Genomic DNA, 19,154 nt, shown 5'->3' on the forward strand with positions numbered 1-19,154 from the left:
TCGGAAGAGTTTGAAATTAGACTTGACGTTACTGTGTGAATTCCATACAATCAAGCTACATATTGCGCATTTAGTTATTGTCTAAATAATCCCCCATAGTCTCAGGAGGTATCGTGGTGACATCGCACACAGGAGAAGAGTGGCTTAGCTTACGTGAGGCGGCTGAGCTACTGGGCATGCATCCGGCAACTGTACGTCTCTGGGCGGATCGCAATGAGATTCCTTCACGTCGTACGAGTGGCGGGCATCGCCGCTTCCGGCGCGCAGATATTGAGGAGCGTGTACGGCAGGAGGCCTCTCCTAAACCTGATCCGGCTTCAATTCTCCTTGTTCAGAGTGTGCTGGGCCGGGTACGCATTGCTTTTACCGATGGCACCCTCGATACTTTCCCCTGGTATCAACATTTTGATACGACGGCCCGCGATGCGTATCGCCAACTCGGTCGGCGTCTCTTGGATCTGATGCTGCGTGCACTCAATGATGATACCCATCATATTGATGATCTGAAAAAAGAGGCCATTGAACTGGGACGCGAATATGGCTCGATCACCTGGGCCTCACATGTTCCGGTCGCCGATGCTGTGCGCGCCTTTCTCTATTTCCGTACATTGATCGATGAAGGCATCCTGCAACTGGCCGAGGTACGGAGCGGTCGGGATCATGATCTCCTCTGGATCGCGAGTTTTCAGCAGGTACAGGCCATCACCAATGAGATTTTGCCGGCCCTGATTGAGGCCGCGCAAAGCTAGCCTGGCATATGTCAGGATATATCTCTGGTGTCTATCATATTCCATAAAATTATGCTATTGCTGCGAGACGATTTGCTTTTTGCAACGTCTAATATGTATAGAAAAGAAATACGATTAGACTTGTTAAGCAAAGCGTAACCTCTTCTTAAATAAAGCGTATTCTCTCACAAGACGTGCTTTGACGTAACCGTTATAGAATCTGTGTATAGCTTCAGATTCATGATCGGTAGGTCGATTTATAAGCATACATGGGGAATCGCAGCCGTGCATAGATAGTTTTATGGTTGTCTCAGGAGATTGCTTGAAGAGATAAGGGGTAGCTCTTATGCCGATAGAATATCCAGGACCTGAAGATACGACGCCAGACAAAGACCATGAGGATTCGTCGCTAACATCTCATGTGGAGGAGATTCCGTTTCCCCACCCACCGACTACGCCACCAATTGGATACAAACAGGGTGCGGAGGCGGCAAATCAGCGCGCACAAACTCGGCGGGAAAGAACCGAGCGGGCACAGCGCTATCTTGAGCAGAAGCGCAGGCGTCGTGAGCAGCACGCCGCTGCCCTGAATGTAACCCCTGAGGTCATTCGTCCAGATAATACGCGGCAGAGCCTGCTTCATCAGCATGTAGAGACCACGGCAGCTATTACCAGAGCATATCCTGTGGAAGACGACACAGATCCAGATATTGTTCTGCACCAGCATCCAGTACGCTTACCGGCCAATCCACGGCGGCGCCGACTACTCTTAAGCCACATCTCACGCAGGCATCTGCGCGATACGCGCCACAAAAATCGCTATAATTTTCATCGCTTCTGGCTGACCATCCTGGGCACTTTTGGCCTGCTGGCCTTGATTCTGCTGACTATCACCGGGGCCGGCACCTATGTCACTTATCGTTTCTATAACGACACAAGCACAACCTATCAACACGGGATCCTCTCCTTGCGCGATCTCACCCCACGTGACAATTTGAAGCTGTATGATAGTAAGGGCATTCTGCTCTCACAGCTCACCGATCAAGGTATGCATACCGAGGTGCCCCTGGACAAGATTTCGCCCCTGTTGATCAACGCGACTGTGGCTACCGAGGATAAAAACTTCTGGAAGAACTCGGGCCTCGACATCTTCCGTATCCTGGAGGCGGGGATTCAAAATCTGCAACATGGACGCGTGGTGGAGGGAGGCAGTACTATCACCCAGCAGTTGATTAAAAACCTGCTGGTCGGTAGCGAGGCCAACGTCTTACGTAAATTACAGGAGTTTGTGCTCACGCCGGAGATCAATAGCCGCTACAGCAAAAGCGATATTATCGAAATGTATCTCAATACCATTTACTTCGGCCACCAGGCCTACGGCATCGATGCGGCGGCGAGCGCATACTTTGGCCTGGTCGATCGACCGGGCAAGCCAGCCTCAGCGCAACTCGATCTGGCCCAGTCCGCCATGCTGGCCGGCATGCCCAGTTCGCCCTCACTCTATGATCCTGATGTGCATCCCCAAACGACGTTTAATCGCTTTAACATCGTGCTGGACCTGATGATACGTGAAGGCTATATTACCCAGGTTCAGGCCGACGCGGCCATTAAAGAGGCGCAGAAACCAGATTTCTTCAAGGGTCCACCCAATCTGCAAGATCGGGCCCCACACTTTACACAGTATGTATTGCTACAGCTTGAGAAGCAATTCAAGTTGAAGCGTTCACAGCTCTCACGTTCAGGCTTGATGGTGTATACCACCCTGGATATTGATCTACAGGACAAGATTCAGAAGATTATGCAGCAGCATATCGATGAATTGCAGGGACATAATATTACCAATGCGGCCGAGGTGCTGATCGATTATCACACGGGCGCGATTCGCTCGCTACTGGGCAGTCTGGATTATAATAGCAAGGTTATTGATGGCAAGTTCGATGTGGCGACTATGGGCTATCGCCAGCCTGGCTCATCGTTTAAGCCATATGTCTATGCCACCGCGCTTGGGCAGGGTTATACACCGGCCCAGGCCATCGAGGACTCGCCACTGATCATTCAGATGCCGCCTGGATCAAATCCAGCGACCTATGAGCCTAAGAACTATGATAAGCTCTATCATGGCCATGTCACCTTGCGCTGCGCGCTACAGAACTCCTTGAATATTCCAGCCGTTAAGACGCTCCAGCATGTTGGCATCAACAACTCACTCGCTACGGCCAGAGCGATGGGCATCACCGATACCAAAGGTGAGGCCGGCTATTCAATGGTACTGGGTGGACTGGATGTGAATCTATTGGAGCACACCACGGCCTTTGGTGCCTTCGCCAATAAGGGCAAAGCCTTTACCCCGTACGCGATCCAGAAAGTTGTCACCACGTATAATAAAAAGACCACCAAGCACCAATCAAAGGAAGGCAAGCAGGCCATCAGCCCACAGGTCGCCTATATGATGACCGATATCCTCAGTGACAACAATTCACGATTACCAGAGTTCTTCGATTGCAATCCCTTACAGCTCTACTCTAATAGCACCAATCAGTGTTACGCTGGCAACCGTGGCGTGGTGCGGCCCGCCGCCGCCAAGACCGGCACGACCAATGATTTCCGTGACAACTGGACTATGGGCTACACCACAGACTTTGTGATGGGAGTCTGGGCCGGCAACAATAATTACACTCCCATGAACGATGTCACCGGCATTCAGGGCGCGGCCCCAATCTGGCACGACTCCATGCTCCTGGCCGAACAGGGAAAGCCGGTGACCAACTTCAGCAATCCTGGCGGCCTCGATAAAGGCTCGATGATCTATCCAGATGGGATACAGAGTACCGATTGGTATCTACCTGGGCACTATCCCACTATGGCTCAGGCAGTACCAAGCCTCTATCCAACCAGCCCGGTACCAACCGCGACCGAGACCAATCTCAATCCTTTTAAGACCGAAAAACCAACCGTCTTGAGCAGCCATCCTTATTGTAGCAACTATAGTTTCGCCTTCCCCACCCCGAATAATCATAGTAGTAATCGTGGCTGGTGGTAGGTCCACAGAAGCGAGGAGCGTATCATCCACCATCCTCGCTTCTGCCTTCCCATTATCCATAGAGAAACATGTAGTTCACCAGCGGACATCTCATGTTCTCTAAAAGTACTGTCAAAATAGTGAGTCAGAGATAGCGCAATGCCGCTATCATGACATAAATATTTATAGAGTACGGAAAATAGGATTTTTACCGATATCAATATTTATGATCTTTTAGCGAGTTACTATCGCTTTGTTTACAGCGTTACTATGTACAGATAACTTTTTTGTAATAGTTCTGTCTATCAATATATGGTGCAACGAATCGACAGGATCATGTTAAGGTGATCGAATAATGTGGCGAGGAGGCGGCGATCATGATCGTCAATAAGAACCTTAACAGTCGGGCGAGGAGGCGGCGGTCATGGTCGTCAATAGGGACCTTAACAGTCGGGCGAGGAGACGGCAACCCGCAAGGGGATTGCCCTACAGTTTCCGTGTCTCTTCTTCATTTGCCTCTGGTAGAGGTATTCACTTTATCGCTGAGAAAGACGATAACATGACCTGGAAATGATTCATGTAGGGCAATCCCCTTGCGGGTTGCCGTCTCCTTGACCCACGTCAACGTATCTGGTCATGATCGTGCAGAATACCAGCGTAGAATTCCAATTCATACACCGGGAATAGAATCAATGAATATATCCTCACCTTTTTATAGATTTACAGCAGAGAACTTCCTCACTCTATATATACATTTTGTTACGGTAGTATGTTCTGCAATGGATTACGGGTATCCGTAATTATGTTGCACGCAGGGATGCTTTGTCTGGACCGCAGGTGTAGTAGTTAGCGATGAGCGGATGTAGAAAGAGGTTCAACTATGCAGACCGATCAACATATCGAAGAGCCATCTCCCACGCCTGGCGGGGATAAGGGAGCGGCACAAGGGGGGGAGGGGCAGTCCCCACATAGAGTTCCTGCGAGGTTGCCCGCCAATAGCCAGGCGGCAGTTGCCCAGAGGATGAATGATGTTCCTGAACGGCCCGTGCCTGGAGTTAGTTACGCGGTATCACAGCAACCGATTCGTCCGGCGGGCTGGCGCACGCGGCGGCATATTAAGCGCAAGAATCTGCGACAGACCATCAAAACGATCAACAGGAGTGATCGCGTCGGCACACAGGCACTCCTGCCACTGGCGATTAGCCTTTTCTCTGTCTTTGTGGTTGTGGTGCTTATCTTTGTCACGATCACTGGCTTTATCAATGCCACCCATCAGAAGTTTGGCGATAAAATCACCACGCTCACGGATATTCTGCCACACGATAGCACGAGAATTTATGATTCTAAGGGCAAGTTGATCTTCCAGGCTATGGATCAAGGACGGCAGACCAGTGTGCCGCTGGACAAGATTTCACCCCATATGGCACATGCTGAAATCGCGATTGAGGATCAATACTTCTACAAAAATCCTGGCTATGATATCACTGGTATCACACGTGCCGCTATCGAGAATCTGACCACCAAAAAAGTGGTTTCCGGTGGTAGCACCATCACGCAGCAGTTGATCAAAAACGCGATCGTCGGCAATCAAGCTACCGTATTGCGTAAGCTGCAAGAAATCATCCTGGCACCAGATGTATCCCGCTACTACACTAAAGAGCAGATTCTTGAAATGTATATGAACACCACCTATTATGGTGAGCGTTCCTATGGCGTTGAGGAGGCGGCCTTTAGTTACTTCGGCTTGAATGGAACACCAACCCAGACGGCGGCCTCACAATTAGATATCGCCCAATCGGCCATGCTGGCTGGTATCCCCAGTTCTCCAATCGCGCGTGATCCTCTGCTCCATCCCAAGGCCGCGTTAAATCGCATGCAAGAGGTGCTACAGCAGATGTATCTGCAGGGCTATATCACTGCGAAGGAGCGCTCAACCGCGATTGCGGAGGCCCAGGAGCCAACCTTCTTCAAGCCAGGGATCAAACAGAATGGGCAGGCGACCCATTTCGCAAACTATACGCTACGCGAGCTTGCCAACACCCTGCACGTCAAGGTTGCTGACCTTTCGCGCGCCGGTCTGGTCGTAAAAACATCCCTGGATCTGGACTTACAAAATAAAGTCCTCCAGGTGGCAAAAAAACATATCGCCGAGATGGCTCGGGCCCACAATATGTCCAATGCCGCCGTCGTCGTACTGGACCACCATACGGGCGCCATTCGTACGCTGGTTGGCAACATCGATCCTGAGAATCCCAGATATGGGGCCTTCGATGTCGCATCCCAGGGCTATCGCCAGCCAGGATCATCCTTTAAACCCTTCATCTATGCTACCGCCTTTGATCAAGGTATCAGCCCGGGTGAGACCGTCATGGATGGGCCGCTGACCGTGAATATGTGTTGTGGACTCCCATCCTACACACCCGCCAACTATGATCTGAAATTTCATGGCTGGGTAAGCTGGCGCTACGCCTTGCAGAACTCATTTAATATTCCGGCCGTCAAACTCCTGATGCGCACAACGGTAGATAAAGCCTTGCATACCGCGCAATCCATGGGCGTCAAAACGTATCAGGGCACGCCCAACTACACCATGGTACTGGGCTCACTGAGTATTCACCTGTTGGATAATACCGCCGCCTATTCAACCTTCGCCAACGGTGGGATACGCATGGCCCCCCATGCCATTGAGACTGTCCAGGATCAAACCGGCAAGATGATCTTCCAATTCAAGCCCAAAGGTGTCCGTGTCCTCCGTAAAGAGACTGCCTTTATGATCACTGACGTCTTGAGCGACAACAACTCGCGTATCTACGAGTTCGGTAAATGTAGCTCACTCGTCCTATACTCCACCACCATGAACCAGTGTTACGCCGGCAAGCCTGGTCCGATCCGTGTTTCGGCCGCCAAAACCGGTACATCCAATGATTTCCGCGACAACTGGACCATGGGATTTACCACTGATTTCACCGTTGGCGTCTGGGCAGGTAACAACAATAACACGCCCATGGTTAACGTCACCGGTGTAGACGGCGCTGGCCCCATCTGGCACGACACCATGCTCCTGGCCGAACGCGGCCATCCCTTAAACGTCTTCCCAGGACCACCGCCAACGCTAATCATGAAAACAGAAACCTATCCCGGTAAAACCACCACCGACTGGCATTTCAAGTAACGGCAGGGCTCGCCCCTGCTCCTGTAACACGTACGACCAGGCACAATCCCGAGGCTGGATGTGCCTGGTCGTACGTGTTACAGACTGACCACGTGTCAGAGGGACATATCGTACGTGAACTGGAGCAGGGACAAGCCCTGCCATTACCAGTCGTTATGGTTGAGTTTGTCGTGAATTCAAACATGTGTGTCGCAACATAAGATTGTAAAAAGGCTATGTTGGATTGTAGAATTACAGTAAATGATTTGATACTAGTCGCAATTTCAAAGGAGAATAGTGATGATTCGTGTTGCTATGCTTAGTTTCTGGCATGTGCATGCCCGTGACTATACACGACAAGCGCTGGAACATCCTGATACACAGATTGTTGCCGCATGGGATGAGGAGCCTGACCGGGGCCGTAAACAGGCTGAGGCATTGGGTGTGCGCTTCTACGATAATTTAGCTGAGCTGCTGGCTCAAAAGGATATAGATGCGGTTGTCGTTGATACTCCCACTACTATGCATCGGGATGTTATGATTGCGGCGGCCAGGGCGGGCAAGCATATTTTCACTGAGAAGGTTATCGCGACCACGCTGCATGAGTGTAATGAAATTATTGCTGCAATTGAGCAGGCTGGCGTTAAGTTGACGGTCTCTCTACCACGCATCAATGCCGGTTATACTCAGGCGATTCGCGCGATTATGGAGCAGCAGCAGCTTGGACAGGCCACACAGGCGCGTGTCCGACTTTCACATAACGGTGCCGTAGCGACCAGCGAGAATCCTCAGGGCTGGCTACCCGCTCACTTCTTTAATGCGGAACAGTGTGGTGGCGGAGCCATGATCGATCTGGGCTGCCATCCAATGTACCTGACCCGCCTCTTCCTGGGTCTACCTGAGAGTGTCAGCGCCACTTATGGCTATGTCACTGGTCGCGAAGTTGAAGATAACGCGGTCGTGACCCTGCGTTATCCAAATGGCGCCATTGGCGTTGTTGAGGCCGGTTTTGTCAATCGTTTCTCACCATTCACCATTGAGGCCCATGGAACCGAGGGGAGCCTCTTCTTTGGTACACCGGAAGATACACTGTACATTCGCAGCACGCGCTCTGGTACACCCGGAGGCGACAAATGGCATCCAATCGAGTCGCTTCCTGAGGATCTACCCGGTGCCTTCCAGCAGTGGGTCGGCCATATTCAGCAGGGCACGACCGCGACAGAGAATATTCAGACCGCCATTGAGCTCACGGCATTAATGGAAGCGGCCAACATCTCCGCACGTACCAATCAGGCGGTACAGCTGAGCTCGCTTAAACAATAACAGCCGGGCAGATTTTTTTACTTACCTATGTCTGTATGTAGAAATATCATTGGCTGTATTGCATAGTAAGGCTGGAAAGTACAGAGGAGCCATGTGGTGAATGTAGCAAAAGGTTTGAGTCGATCCCGTTACCACGCCTCTAAAAAAACAATGGGACCATCACAATTTCAATTGATGCAGGCGGATCCCCAGGCGCTTGATCGCCTGGATATCCGCTTCCGCTGGGGCCATTATGGCATTCAGGTGTTGCGCTGTCATCTGGCAACGCTATCAGCCGGACACGTTATCCAGGCGCACAAGCATCGGGACTACGAGTTTCATTTTATTCCCAGTGGTACCGGCTCGGTAATACTGGAGGATGGCAGCTATCCTGTGCATGCTGGCATGTTCTATCTGACCGGTCCACAGGTTATCCACCAGCAAGAGGCGGATGTGAATGAGCAGTTGGACGAGCTCTGTCTACATATTGATATCGTCAAATTGGCTGAGCAAGCGGCTGGCACGGAACATGAGGTGCAGTGGGGAGAGTCCTGGGAGGTTGGTGAGGCCGACGAATGTATCCGCCAACTGGATACGATGCTGGCCCATCCAACGGTGGATCAATATGATGCGATGAGCTGGTTTTTGACCGCTTATCGCGCCTGGCATGATCGCGAACTGGGAGCCTTTTCCACTATCCGGCAGGCATTGATCCAGATTATGTTGCGAGCTGCACGCGCACACCATGTCACTCAGATCAATACGGCGCTACCTTCACGCGACATGAACGCCTATCGTTATGGATTAGCAACCCAGTATATTCGCGATAACTATGCCCATCCCTTGACCCTGGAAGAGGTGGCCGAGGAGCTGCATATTTGTGGTCGTCAGCTCCAGAGGATATTGGATGAGCAGGCGCAGGAAACCTTTAGTGGCTATCTGGAACGCTATCGCTTAACCCAGGTTTGTATGGCTCTAACCCATGCGGATCAAACGATTGAGCAGCTCGCGGTCCAACATGGCTTTTCCAGCGGCAGTTATCTGCATTATGTCTTCAAGAAGCGCATGGGCATCACGCCCTTGCAGTATCGTGAACAGCAGCGCATTCATAAATTCAACGACAGTAGTAACGTAGCAACGAAAGCTACGCCAACCGTTTAACGACTCAAGGAGGAACATAGCATGACTATTAAGATTGGTTTAATCGGCGCCGGAGGCATTACTGCACCCCACATTAGAGGCTATCTGCGTATTCCAGAACAGGCCAAAGTTACTGCTGTCAGCGATGTCGTTGCAGCCAATGCTGAGAAACGTGCCAGCGAAGTCGGTGGCGCGGAAATCTATGGTGACTATAACGAGATGCTCGCGAAGGCCGATATTGATGCCGTCGATATCTGTCTCCCCCACCATCTCCATAAAGATGCCATCGTAGCGGCCGCCAGAGCCAAAAAGCATATTTTATGTGAGAAGCCACTCTGTCTGACCATCGCCGAGGCAGAAGAAGTCCAGAAAGCTGTCAGCGAGAACGGTATTACCCTGATGTGTGCCCATAATCAGTTAACCATGCCACCGGTCGCCAAAGTCAAACAGATGATCCAGGACGGCACCTTTGGCAAAGTCTACGAGGTACGCACCACCGATAGCTTCCTCAACAACTTTGATCCCAAGAGCATCGGCTGGCGTGGTAATCGTGCCATGATCGGTGGTGGTGAGCTGATCGATACCGGTTATCATCCAACCTACCTGCTCCTCTATCTTGCCAGTAGCGAGCCAGTTGAAGTTACCGCCATGCTCAGCAAGCACCGCCTGGAATTCATGGACGGAGAAGATTCCGCCCAGGTACTGGTCCGTTTCGCCGATGGTGGTGTTGGCAACATCGTCACCAGCTGGGCCTACGAGGCAGCCTCGATCACAGAGAAATTCTCGATCGTAGCGGAAAAAGGCTATGCCTACAGCAATGGCAAGGACCTCTCCTATAAAATACGTGGTAGCGAAGAGCAGAAGATTACCTTCGAAGGCGTCGACACGTTCGCCGAAGAGATCAAAGACTTCGTCACCTGTCTGCAAGAAGGCCGCCGTCCAGTCAACACCGAGGTCGAAGGCATCAACGTCCTCAAAGTAATCCTCGGCGCCTACAAATCCGTCGAAGACAAACGCACCATCACACTATCCGAACTCAAATAAAGCTGGTTTTATACGAATTAAAGCTGCATATTAGCAAATATGCAGCTTTAATTCGTCATTATTATATAATACTTTTCTCTTTTATGAGTATCGCACCAAGGTGCTTCTCTCTTTTTTATATTATAATGCTGCCAAAAATGTGCTTTGCACATTTTTGGCAGCATTATAATATAAAAATTGTTGTTTCCCGTCAGGGAAACGAGTGCGGCAATGCAACATAAGCGCAATAGACATAGAACACTATCAGAGATCAAGAAGGCGATCCATGGCAAGTGGATCGCCTTCCTGATCTCTGATCTTACTCTTCTTTACGGCGGACGATGCCGTGTTCCCAGGCATAGACTGCGGCCTGGGTGCGATCCACAGAATGCAATTTCCCCAGGATATTACTGACATGACCTTTCACGGTCTTCTCACTGATCACCAGTCGCTCGGCGATCTCGGCATTACTATGGCCGGCTGCGATCAAGCGCAACACATCTAGCTCACGTTCGCTTAAGTCTGCACCCAGGCTACGGGCCTCTTTCTTCACACCCTGGATCTCCTGGACGACACGCGCCGCGACCCGTGGATGCAAGACAGATTCTTCACGGGCCGCCTTACGAATGGTATCAGCTAGCTCGTCGGGACCGACATCCTTCAGGACATACGAGAGGGCTCCTGCTCGTAATGCGGGAAATATATATTCATCATCATGAAATGAGGTCAGGATAATAACTTTGGACTGTGGGCTGGCCTGGCGAATGCGGCGGGTGGCCTCGATGCCGTTCATACCTGGCATGATCATATCCATCAGGACAATGGAGGGCTGCAACTGCGTTGCCAGTTGGATGGCTTGCTCACCGTTATCCGCTTCTCCCAGGACCAGGATGTCTGGTTGTAACTCTAGAAATGTGCGTACCCCTTGTCGCACTAGCTTATGATCATCGACTAACATTACGGTGATCGCCGCTTCTTGCATCGTTTACGTCCTTTCTTCTACTCGCCTGCATTTACAGGTACAGAACGATTGCGACAGTACACCTGTACCCGTGTACCCTCCTCAAGCGTACTCTCAATCTCGATCTGGCCGTCTAATGCCTGGATCCGCTCTTGCATAGAGAGCAGGCCCACACCGCGCTTCTCCAGCTTATCCTGTTGGAAGCCTTTCCCATTATCAGCGATCAGTAGCGTCACTTGCTCATCCTGACAATGCAACTGAACCTGCACATGAGAGGCATTGCTATGGCGGGCCACATTTGAGAGGGCCTCCTGCGCGATACGAAATAACGCATCTTCCAGCTCAGCCGAGACGGCACAGCTGTCATCAATCTGGATATCGGTAGCGATCCACGTCTGGTCCCGCCACTGCTGCACATACGCCTGTAGCGCCTGTCCCAGCTGCTTACCCTCTAGCGCAATTGGACGCAGCTCACGAATCAAAGAGGTCAACTCTTTCTGTACATCCCGTACCAGTTGCTCCATATCATTTAAGCGCTGACCGGCGGCGGCCACATCCCGGCCCAGCAGTATGCGGATAACGCCAACTTGCATGGCCAGTACAAATACCTGCTGCTTCACACTATCGTGCAGATCGCGCGCCAACCTGTTACGCTCCTCTAAGGTCGCCAGTTGCTGACGCGTGCTGAGCAATTGCTGCAACTGTTCCGCCATACGATTAAGCTGCCGCATCAGTTGTCCCAACTCGTCCTCAGAAGCATCTTTAGCCCGTAGCGTGAAATCTCCACGACTCCAGGCATCTACCACGACCGAGAGCCGCTGGAAACGACGGGTAAAGCTACGGGCCATCAGATAGCCGGCAATCATGCCTGTAATGGCGGCCAGCAACATAATCACCACCAGATTGAGGATCAGCAGCGGCAAGAGATTGCCCAGATTCGCTGAAAAGCCCGCATTCGCCAGTTGATCGGAGCGCAAGATCAGCGCCCCTTTGATCTGTGCACCATCCTTCACGGGAGCCATAATCAGTGTCACCTGATCCGCATCCTGCCGGGACCAGACCGAGCTCGCCTGTGGCTTTCCATTCAAAAGATCCTGAAGATGCTGGCGCTCCTCAGTAGAGAGCAGGGCGGCCAGTTGAGGATGGGCATTACCTCCCTGCGCGACCAGAATTGTTCCCCGGCGATCAACTACAGCCATAAAGCTATGGGGGGATTGCACATAGGCTGTATTCACCTGATTATTAGAGATCTTGAGCCAGCTGCTCAGTTCCGCACGATCCGGACGATCATTCACAAAAAAGGGGCTGGCCTGAGTAGCCAGGCTCTGCAGATTGTTTTCCCATATGTGGGTCGGAAACACAAAAAAATAGCCAAGGACGAGCAGGACCGTGAGCAATTCAATCAGAAAAACGGTAATCACCGTCGTCAGCAGCGCCGACAGGGTCAATTTCCATTGTAAGCGCTGCCGCAATCGCCTCAACAATGCCATAAATAGACGGCTCCAATGCACAAGCTTGTTATCGCAGCAAATAAGCGATAAATCCAAGTATAACACATCATTATGGCTCTGATAGGTCCCGAGTCGTATCAACAAGACACGCCTGAAGACGCATCACAAAAACAGCATTTCCTCTTATGCTTTAGACAGATCAAGCGCCAAAGTAGCGGCAGGGCTTGCCCCTGCTACCACTTCACGTATAATATGCCTCTCAAACACGTATTCCTGAGGCTGGCAGATCCGAGTGTGTCGAGCCTCTTACGCGTTCGTGGTCGTACGTGGTACTGGGCGCAGGGACGAGCCCTGCCGCTACGTTACGCTGGGAGATCTGGTCTTTTGCTGTTCTTGTTGTCACCATGGTTTGAGCATTTAAAGCATAAAGGAAAATAGTATGGATACACAGTTGTTACGCTATGAGCTACGCCTGCTGGGTTTGAAGGTGATCGTCCCTCCCCTACTGGTCGTGCTGCTGTTCGCGTTGCTGGGCTTCTTCTTACACCTGCTGGGAGTGGATGTATCGCATGCTCTGGTCTCCTGTCAGGAGATGTTTTTGCCGCTGGCCGTGGGCGCTATTGTGGCGGCGACCAGTCTCTATGATCCAGCGTTAGAGCTTCAGATGGCGCTCCCGACCAAATATCAACGCACAGTGTTGCGCCGCTTTGCGCTGGTTACTATCTGGGCTTGCTGTATCGGTTTCTTGACCAATAGCATCATGTTTCTCTTCCATCTTGGCTATCAGCCCGCACAGCTACAGCCCTTGCCGCTACTCGTGCAATGGTTGCTGGGCCAACTCATCTGGCTTGCTCCGCTGCTCTGGTTTATGAGTGTGGGGCTCTGCATTACCCTGCTAACGCACAGTATCGCCGCCAGCGGTGCCATCCTGGGAGGACTATGGATCCTGGAGGCGCTATTCATCAAGAATCTACTGCCCACCAGTCCCTGGCTGCAACCATTGGTGCTCTTTCCTACGACATTGCTACCTGAAGCCTCATTCTGGCTCAGTAATCGCCTGGAGTTGCTGGTCATGGCCATCGTACTGCTACCGATCAACTGGCTACTCTTACGCAACACGGAAAGTTTATTGAAAAGTGCGAGTGCCGAATAAGGCCAGATGGGGAAAGGAAATACGACCAATGTATAAGCTGGCAACCTTCTATGGAGCCTGGAAATACGAGTTTCTGATGCAGGCACGCCGTCCATGGCTCTGGATCACTATGGGACTGATCGAGTTGATCATGCTGGGCTTTATGTTCCGTACACCGGGAGTACTTGATGTGGTGCTACACCTGAAGAATGCGCCGCTACTGGTTACGACTGTCTATTGGACCAATCTTGTTAATTATCTATTACCGGTGGCCGTGGCTATCCTGATCGCCGATCGCCTGCCGCGCGATAAACGTATCCATGTCCAGGAGATCCTGACCACGCTACCGGGTTCGGCGGGTGCCAGGTTGTTTGGTAAGTACCTTGGCAACACCTGTGCCACCATGCTCCCGATCATACTCTTCTACCTGCTTGGTATCCTGGTCATCTTTATACAAACACTGAATGCGCAGGTCTTCCTGCTAGCCATCACGACCTTTGTCACCATCATCCTACCCGGCATGCTCTTTGTCGGAGCCGTAGCCACGGCCATACCAGCACTGATCTGGGCGCCCGTCTTCCAATTCCTGTTTGTCGGCTACTGGTTCTGGGGCAATCTCTACAAGCCCAGAGGCATCCCAACGATCAGCGACACCATCCTGACACCAGCCGGTGGTTACAGTAGCCGTGGCTTCTTTGGCCTCACAGTCTTTCCCGTAGACCACGCCAGCGCCATCGACGGACTGCTCAGCATCCTTGTCCTGTTAGGGCTCTCAATCCTGTTGATCCTGGCATTAAACAGCTACCAGCAGTGGCAGAAGGCCCGCCAATAGCGAAAGCGACAGGACTCCAGACCTACCAGAAAAACAGGCCTCTGGCCGCATCCATTTAGCAGCTCTAACCATTATCCTATAGATATGAAATCATCCAGCTTTTTCTGAAAGGATTCTTACTATTATGCAGATCCAGATTGAAAACCTCAATAAAGTCTATCATGGTAATGTACACGCCTTAAATAATCTTTCTCTGGAGATTCCCAATGGTATGTTTGGCCTGCTTGGTCCCAATGGAGCTGGTAAGACGACATTTATGCGTATCCTGGCAGGCATCTTACAGCCGACCGATGGGAAAATTATGGTTGGCGAATATGATGCCAGCAGCGAGCGCGGACGTCAGGCTGTCCAGAATATTCTGGGTTACTTACCCCAGGAACTGGGTGTCTATCCCGATCTGAGTGCGCGTGAATTTCTGGATTATATCGCTTTACTCAAAGGTCTGAGTGAGCGCAAGATACGTCAACAACGGGTCGAGGAATTACTTGAAATGGTGGCCTTAACGCATGTTGCCAACCGCAAATTAAAGACCTATTCGGGAGGTATGAAGCGCCGTGCCGGTATCGCTCAGGCCCTGCTCAACAATCCAAAGTTCCTGATCGTCGATGAGCCAACCGCCGGACTGGATCCCGAGGAGCGTATCCGCTTCCGCAATCTGCTCTCAGATCTGGCTGGCGAGCGCACCGTCCTGCTCTCAACCCATATCGTTGAAGATATCGCTCAGACCTGCCGCAATATCGCCATGATGAAGGCTGGTCAGGTCATTTTCCAGGGCACCATCACCGAGATGCTACAACAGACCCAGGGCTCTGTCTGGAATATTGCTACCAACGGCTCACGGCCTGAGGGCGACTTTAGCATCGTCTCAACTATCCATATGCAAAATAGTAGCCAGTATCGTATCGTGGGTACGCCCGCAGCCAATCACCGCGCCACACCAGCCGAGCCAGGACTGGAAGATGGCTATGTCTGGTTCATGCAGAAAACGGCACAGCATGCATAGAAATTCCTGCTCAAAACAGTTATACTTAAATATGATGAGGATCATGCATTATATTTGTTTTGAGCAGGACATAGAAAGCTCGCTTATCAGGCAAAGCAGGTGTGCAGGATGGAGACCAGGCAACATGGTGCATTCCATGAGATTCTAAAATATCAGCGCGAGGTACGAGGCTGGTCACAGGCCCGTATGGCTGAAGAGCTAGGCACAACGCCCAATCGCATCAGTGCCTGGGAACGCAATATATCGTTCCCATCCGCTTACTTCCGTGAGAAGCTCTGCTCACAACTGGATATGGATGCCCAGGAACTTGGTCTGCTTACCGCATCCACTCCCACCATCGGCACTCCTGAAGGTACAGAAGACACACCTGCCACCAACATTACACTCCAGGCACCAGAAACGTCGATCTCAGTCCAGGCTCCAGAAAATCCTGCTGCACTGCAATCCGTTACCCGCCATCCACAGACAAAACGGACCTGGCTGCTGGCTGCATCAACATGCACACTATTGGTCATCGCCAGCATCATCATCGCTTATACCACTGGCTTTATAAGCTTTGGCGCACCCAATCCGTATGTGGCGCATACTGGCCAACTGGTACTTGATGATAGTTTGCGGCAGCCAGATGCTAACCTCAACTGGCAAGAGGGAGCCAATGAATCCCAGGCTAGTTGCCTCTTTAAGAATGGTGAATATGTGGCCTTCCAACCAAACACAGGCTATTTCCATGCCTGTCTGGCCCAGAAAACCGATTATAAAAACTTTGCCTATGAGGTTGATATGACGATCCATCAGGGCGACTTCGGGGGCATCGTCTTCCGCTCAGAAAATAGTATTGACGGACAGTATTATCTTTTCCGCATCCACACCAACGGCGATTATAAACTCTATCGCTTCAACGGCCATGATATTGAACACGCCACATTATTGGATCAAGGGATTAGCCAGAATTTCCATAGTGGACTAAATCAGCACAATTTGCTGGCAGTGGTGGCCCAGAATAACACGTTGGCGCTCTACGTCAATCGTCAGCAAATCACAGCGTTAGAAGATCAGGGATACAATCATGGAGGGATCGGGGTACTGGCGGGCTCTATGTCTACAGGACCAGGAGAGGCTGCGTTTAAAGATGCCCGCGTATGGACATGGTAGCCAGTTATCAATTGGCTAGCCATGTCAGTTGGATACATTCAATGTGGTAAAGCGGATGGCTAGTAGCGGTGATGTTGCTCCCACCATTCGCGTTCAAGTAAGCCAAACAGCAGGGTTGTCCACCAGCGTCCCTTCATCCATTCGCTCTCTAGCTGTGAGCCCTCATAGCGCATGCCAATCTTTTGCAGCACATGTGCCGAGGCCGTATTTTCCAGCAGACAATAGGCCCAGATGCGGTGGAGATGGAGTTGCTCAAAGCCATATTGTAGCAAGGCATACGCCGCCTCAGTTGCATAACCACGACCCCAATAGCGACGATCCAATTCATAGCCTAGATCGGCCATACCAGCCTCAGCATAGGTCATACGCAGGCCACAATTGCCGATCACCTGATTATTCTCCTTCAGCACAATCGCCAACTGATACTTCTTACGTGGCCGCTCACGTCCCCAGTTGATAAAGATCCGGATCAAAGAACGCACATCCATCTCTGAACGCTGCGTCCACGGATTATAGCGTAAAAATTCGGGATCCGATTGATATTCTAAGGTCGGTTTCCAATCTTGCTCCTCAAAATCGCGAAGAATCAATCGTTCTGTTGTCAGAATCATAAAATATTATATTCTACTCACTCCACTCCCAGGTCCCAGGCTTGCTGGAGGTCGGCACGGGAAAAACATTTAAAGCCCATCAAGGTATGGGTCTGAGTAATCGTGGTAATTTGCAGCATATGGTCGGTCACAACGCCAGCCAGGTCCTCATAATTTTGGAAGCGCAGCAACGCTACCAGATCATATTCGCCGGTCACAGAGTAGACTTCCGCCACTCCATCCACCTCTAATAAGCGTTGTGCCGTCTCATTCACGGTGCCTCGCTGCACATTGATCAAGACAAGAGCGGTAACCATCGCAACATTCCCTTTCTGCAAACAAACCAACTACAATTGCGCCACTTTTAGCCAGTAGCCCTTCTTACCCATCCCACCTCTCAACCAAAATCCCAACCCGACAATGGATAGGTCCTCATTATTATATCGCATACCAGGACAAATAGTTGGGCCCACATAGCGGAAGAGCTTGTCCCCGCTATCGTTTCACGCATGACACGCCGCTCAAACATGTCATCTTGAAGATGGGAAAAGAGGAATTCTCCGACTCCATGGCGTGGCGTCGTGTACGTCGAGTGAGCGCCATTAGCCAACCGAGCGTACGCCGAGTGGGCGTCACGCCAACTTCTCACACCCACTCGACGCACGCTCGGCCTGCTTCTCACGTTGTCACATCCACGCTCGGATCACCACCCATGGTCATGCTCAAGTGGGGGAGCAGTGGGCGAGGAAGGTTTGGACGGCTGAACTGGCCTGGGCGAGGAGGTCACCTTCTGCGTTGAGCCAGATGATGCGTTTGTCGCGCCTGAACCAACTGAGCTGGCGACGCGTAAAATCGTGTGAGGCGTATTTTAACTTTTGGATCATCTCGGCTTCGCTGGCAAATTCACCACGGAGCAAGCGGCTGGCAAAGCGATATTCTAATCCAAAGGAATCCAGGCGCTCATGGGTCAGGCCACGAGCCAGTTGTTCCTGGACCTCTTGTAGCAGGCCTTGCTGCATGCGTTCGTCGATACGGCTATCGATACGCTGATAGAGGAGTGGGCGCGGCCAGTCGATGCCGAGCAGCAGGCAACGGTACAGTGGTTGTGAGATGCCACGCTGCTGTGAGAAGGGTTTTCCGGTTACCAGACAGACCTCAAGCGCACGTATGACACGGCGTGGATTTTTGCTATCAATGGTCTCCGCACTGACAGGATCCAATACCGCCAGTTGCGCCAGTAACTGTTCAAGAGGTTGGGACTCCAGGCGGGCACGCAGATCGGGTTGAGGCGCGACGGTCGGAATATCAAAGTGATCAACGACGGTCTGGATATAATGGGCGGACCCACCAACGAGAAATGGTTGATGACCACGCTGCAAAATAGCCTGGATCGCCGCGATCGCATCATGTTGGAACTGCGACACACTATAGATCTCTTGCGGCTCCACCACATCCAACAGATGATGAGGTACCAGGGCCCGTTCAGCGGGCGTCACCTTGGCCGTCCCGATATCCAAACCAATATAGACCTGGCGGGAATCCGCCGAGACAATCTCACCGTTAAACTCCTGTGCCAACGCTATCCCCAGGGCACTTTTACCCGAAGCAGTCGGTCCCAGTAGCACTACCAAGTCCGGCTGCTCGCTCGTTTCATTCTCCACTGCAAACCT

General features: G+C 51.6%; 15 protein-coding genes. 10 read left to right on the top strand and 5 right to left on the bottom strand.

Annotation, left to right across the window (positions count from 1 at the left end):
• The first annotated feature begins 116 nt into the window (after positions 1-116).
• From EL633_RS08280 to EL633_RS08305, 6 genes are all read left to right on the top strand, one after another.
• Positions 117-749 carry a MerR family transcriptional regulator gene (locus EL633_RS08280; RefSeq protein ID WP_126626734.1) on the top strand — a complete coding sequence of 211 codons (633 nt, stop codon included), beginning with the start codon at positions 117-119 and terminating at the stop codon, positions 747-749.
• 325 nt (positions 750-1,074) lie between these two features.
• The gene (locus EL633_RS08285; RefSeq protein ID WP_126626735.1) at positions 1,075-3,768 is read left to right on the top strand and encodes a transglycosylase domain-containing protein; all 2,694 of its coding nucleotides are present in this window, start codon (positions 1,075-1,077) and stop codon (positions 3,766-3,768) included.
• Positions 3,769-4,627: 859 nt separating this feature from the next.
• A complete protein-coding gene (locus EL633_RS08290; protein WP_126626736.1) occupies positions 4,628-6,919 on the top strand; it encodes a transglycosylase domain-containing protein in 2,292 nt (763 codons plus the stop codon).
• A gap of 279 nt (positions 6,920-7,198) precedes the next feature.
• On the top strand, positions 7,199-8,221 hold the full coding sequence (locus EL633_RS08295) for a Gfo/Idh/MocA family protein (protein ID WP_126626737.1): 1,023 nt from the start codon (positions 7,199-7,201) through the stop codon (positions 8,219-8,221).
• A 96-nt stretch (positions 8,222-8,317) separates the two neighbouring features.
• Positions 8,318-9,361, top strand: coding sequence for a helix-turn-helix transcriptional regulator (locus tag EL633_RS08300; RefSeq protein WP_246039106.1), 1,044 nt, complete (start codon positions 8,318-8,320; stop codon positions 9,359-9,361).
• A 21-nt stretch (positions 9,362-9,382) separates the two neighbouring features.
• On the top strand, positions 9,383-10,384 hold the full coding sequence (locus tag EL633_RS08305; RefSeq protein ID WP_126626738.1) for a Gfo/Idh/MocA family protein: 1,002 nt from the start codon (positions 9,383-9,385) through the stop codon (positions 10,382-10,384).
• A gap of 298 nt (positions 10,385-10,682) precedes the next feature.
• On the opposite strand, the gene EL633_RS08310 is transcribed toward EL633_RS08305, so the two are convergent.
• Both EL633_RS08310 and EL633_RS08315 read right to left on the bottom strand, forming a co-directional pair.
• Complete coding sequence (locus EL633_RS08310) at positions 10,683-11,345, bottom strand: response regulator (protein WP_126626739.1); 663 nt, start codon at positions 11,343-11,345, stop codon at positions 10,683-10,685.
• A 17-nt stretch (positions 11,346-11,362) separates the two neighbouring features.
• Entirely contained in the window at positions 11,363-12,814 is a 1,452-nt protein-coding gene (locus EL633_RS08315) for a sensor histidine kinase (RefSeq protein ID WP_126626740.1), read from the bottom strand.
• A gap of 400 nt (positions 12,815-13,214) precedes the next feature.
• Here EL633_RS08315 and EL633_RS08320 point away from each other — a divergent pair, with 400 nt between their 5' ends.
• The 4 genes from EL633_RS08320 (at position 13,215) to EL633_RS08335 (ending at position 16,894) form a co-directional block, all read left to right on the top strand.
• The gene (locus EL633_RS08320) at positions 13,215-13,928 is read left to right on the top strand and encodes a hypothetical protein (RefSeq protein WP_126626741.1); all 714 of its coding nucleotides are present in this window, start codon (positions 13,215-13,217) and stop codon (positions 13,926-13,928) included.
• Between the two features lie 28 nt (positions 13,929-13,956).
• A complete protein-coding gene (locus EL633_RS08325; RefSeq protein WP_126626742.1) occupies positions 13,957-14,739 on the top strand; it encodes an ABC transporter permease in 783 nt (260 codons plus the stop codon).
• A gap of 124 nt (positions 14,740-14,863) precedes the next feature.
• Entirely contained in the window at positions 14,864-15,742 is an 879-nt protein-coding gene (locus EL633_RS08330) for an ABC transporter ATP-binding protein (RefSeq protein ID WP_126626743.1), read from the top strand.
• 108 nt (positions 15,743-15,850) lie between these two features.
• Positions 15,851-16,894 carry a helix-turn-helix domain-containing protein gene (locus EL633_RS08335; protein ID WP_126626744.1) on the top strand — a complete coding sequence of 348 codons (1,044 nt, stop codon included), beginning with the start codon at positions 15,851-15,853 and terminating at the stop codon, positions 16,892-16,894.
• A gap of 59 nt (positions 16,895-16,953) precedes the next feature.
• Here EL633_RS08335 and EL633_RS08340 read toward each other — a convergent pair whose 3' ends face one another.
• The 3 genes from EL633_RS08340 to miaA all read right to left on the bottom strand — a co-directional run bounded on the left by EL633_RS08340 (position 16,954) and on the right by miaA (position 19,145).
• Positions 16,954-17,505, bottom strand: a complete 552-nt coding sequence (locus tag EL633_RS08340) for a GNAT family N-acetyltransferase (RefSeq protein ID WP_126626745.1) — start codon at positions 17,503-17,505, stop codon at positions 16,954-16,956.
• A gap of 17 nt (positions 17,506-17,522) precedes the next feature.
• Entirely contained in the window at positions 17,523-17,801 is a 279-nt protein-coding gene (locus tag EL633_RS08345) for an Lrp/AsnC family transcriptional regulator (RefSeq protein WP_126626746.1), read from the bottom strand.
• Positions 17,802-18,206: 405 nt separating this feature from the next.
• On the bottom strand, positions 18,207-19,145 hold the full coding sequence (gene miaA, locus EL633_RS08350) for a tRNA (adenosine(37)-N6)-dimethylallyltransferase MiaA (protein ID WP_218027444.1): 939 nt from the start codon (positions 19,143-19,145) through the stop codon (positions 18,207-18,209).
• Positions 19,146-19,154: the final 9 nt, after the last annotated feature.

The organism is Dictyobacter alpinus (genome assembly GCF_003967575.1).
GTDB lineage: Bacteria > Chloroflexota > Ktedonobacteria > Ktedonobacterales > Ktedonobacteraceae > Dictyobacter > Dictyobacter alpinus.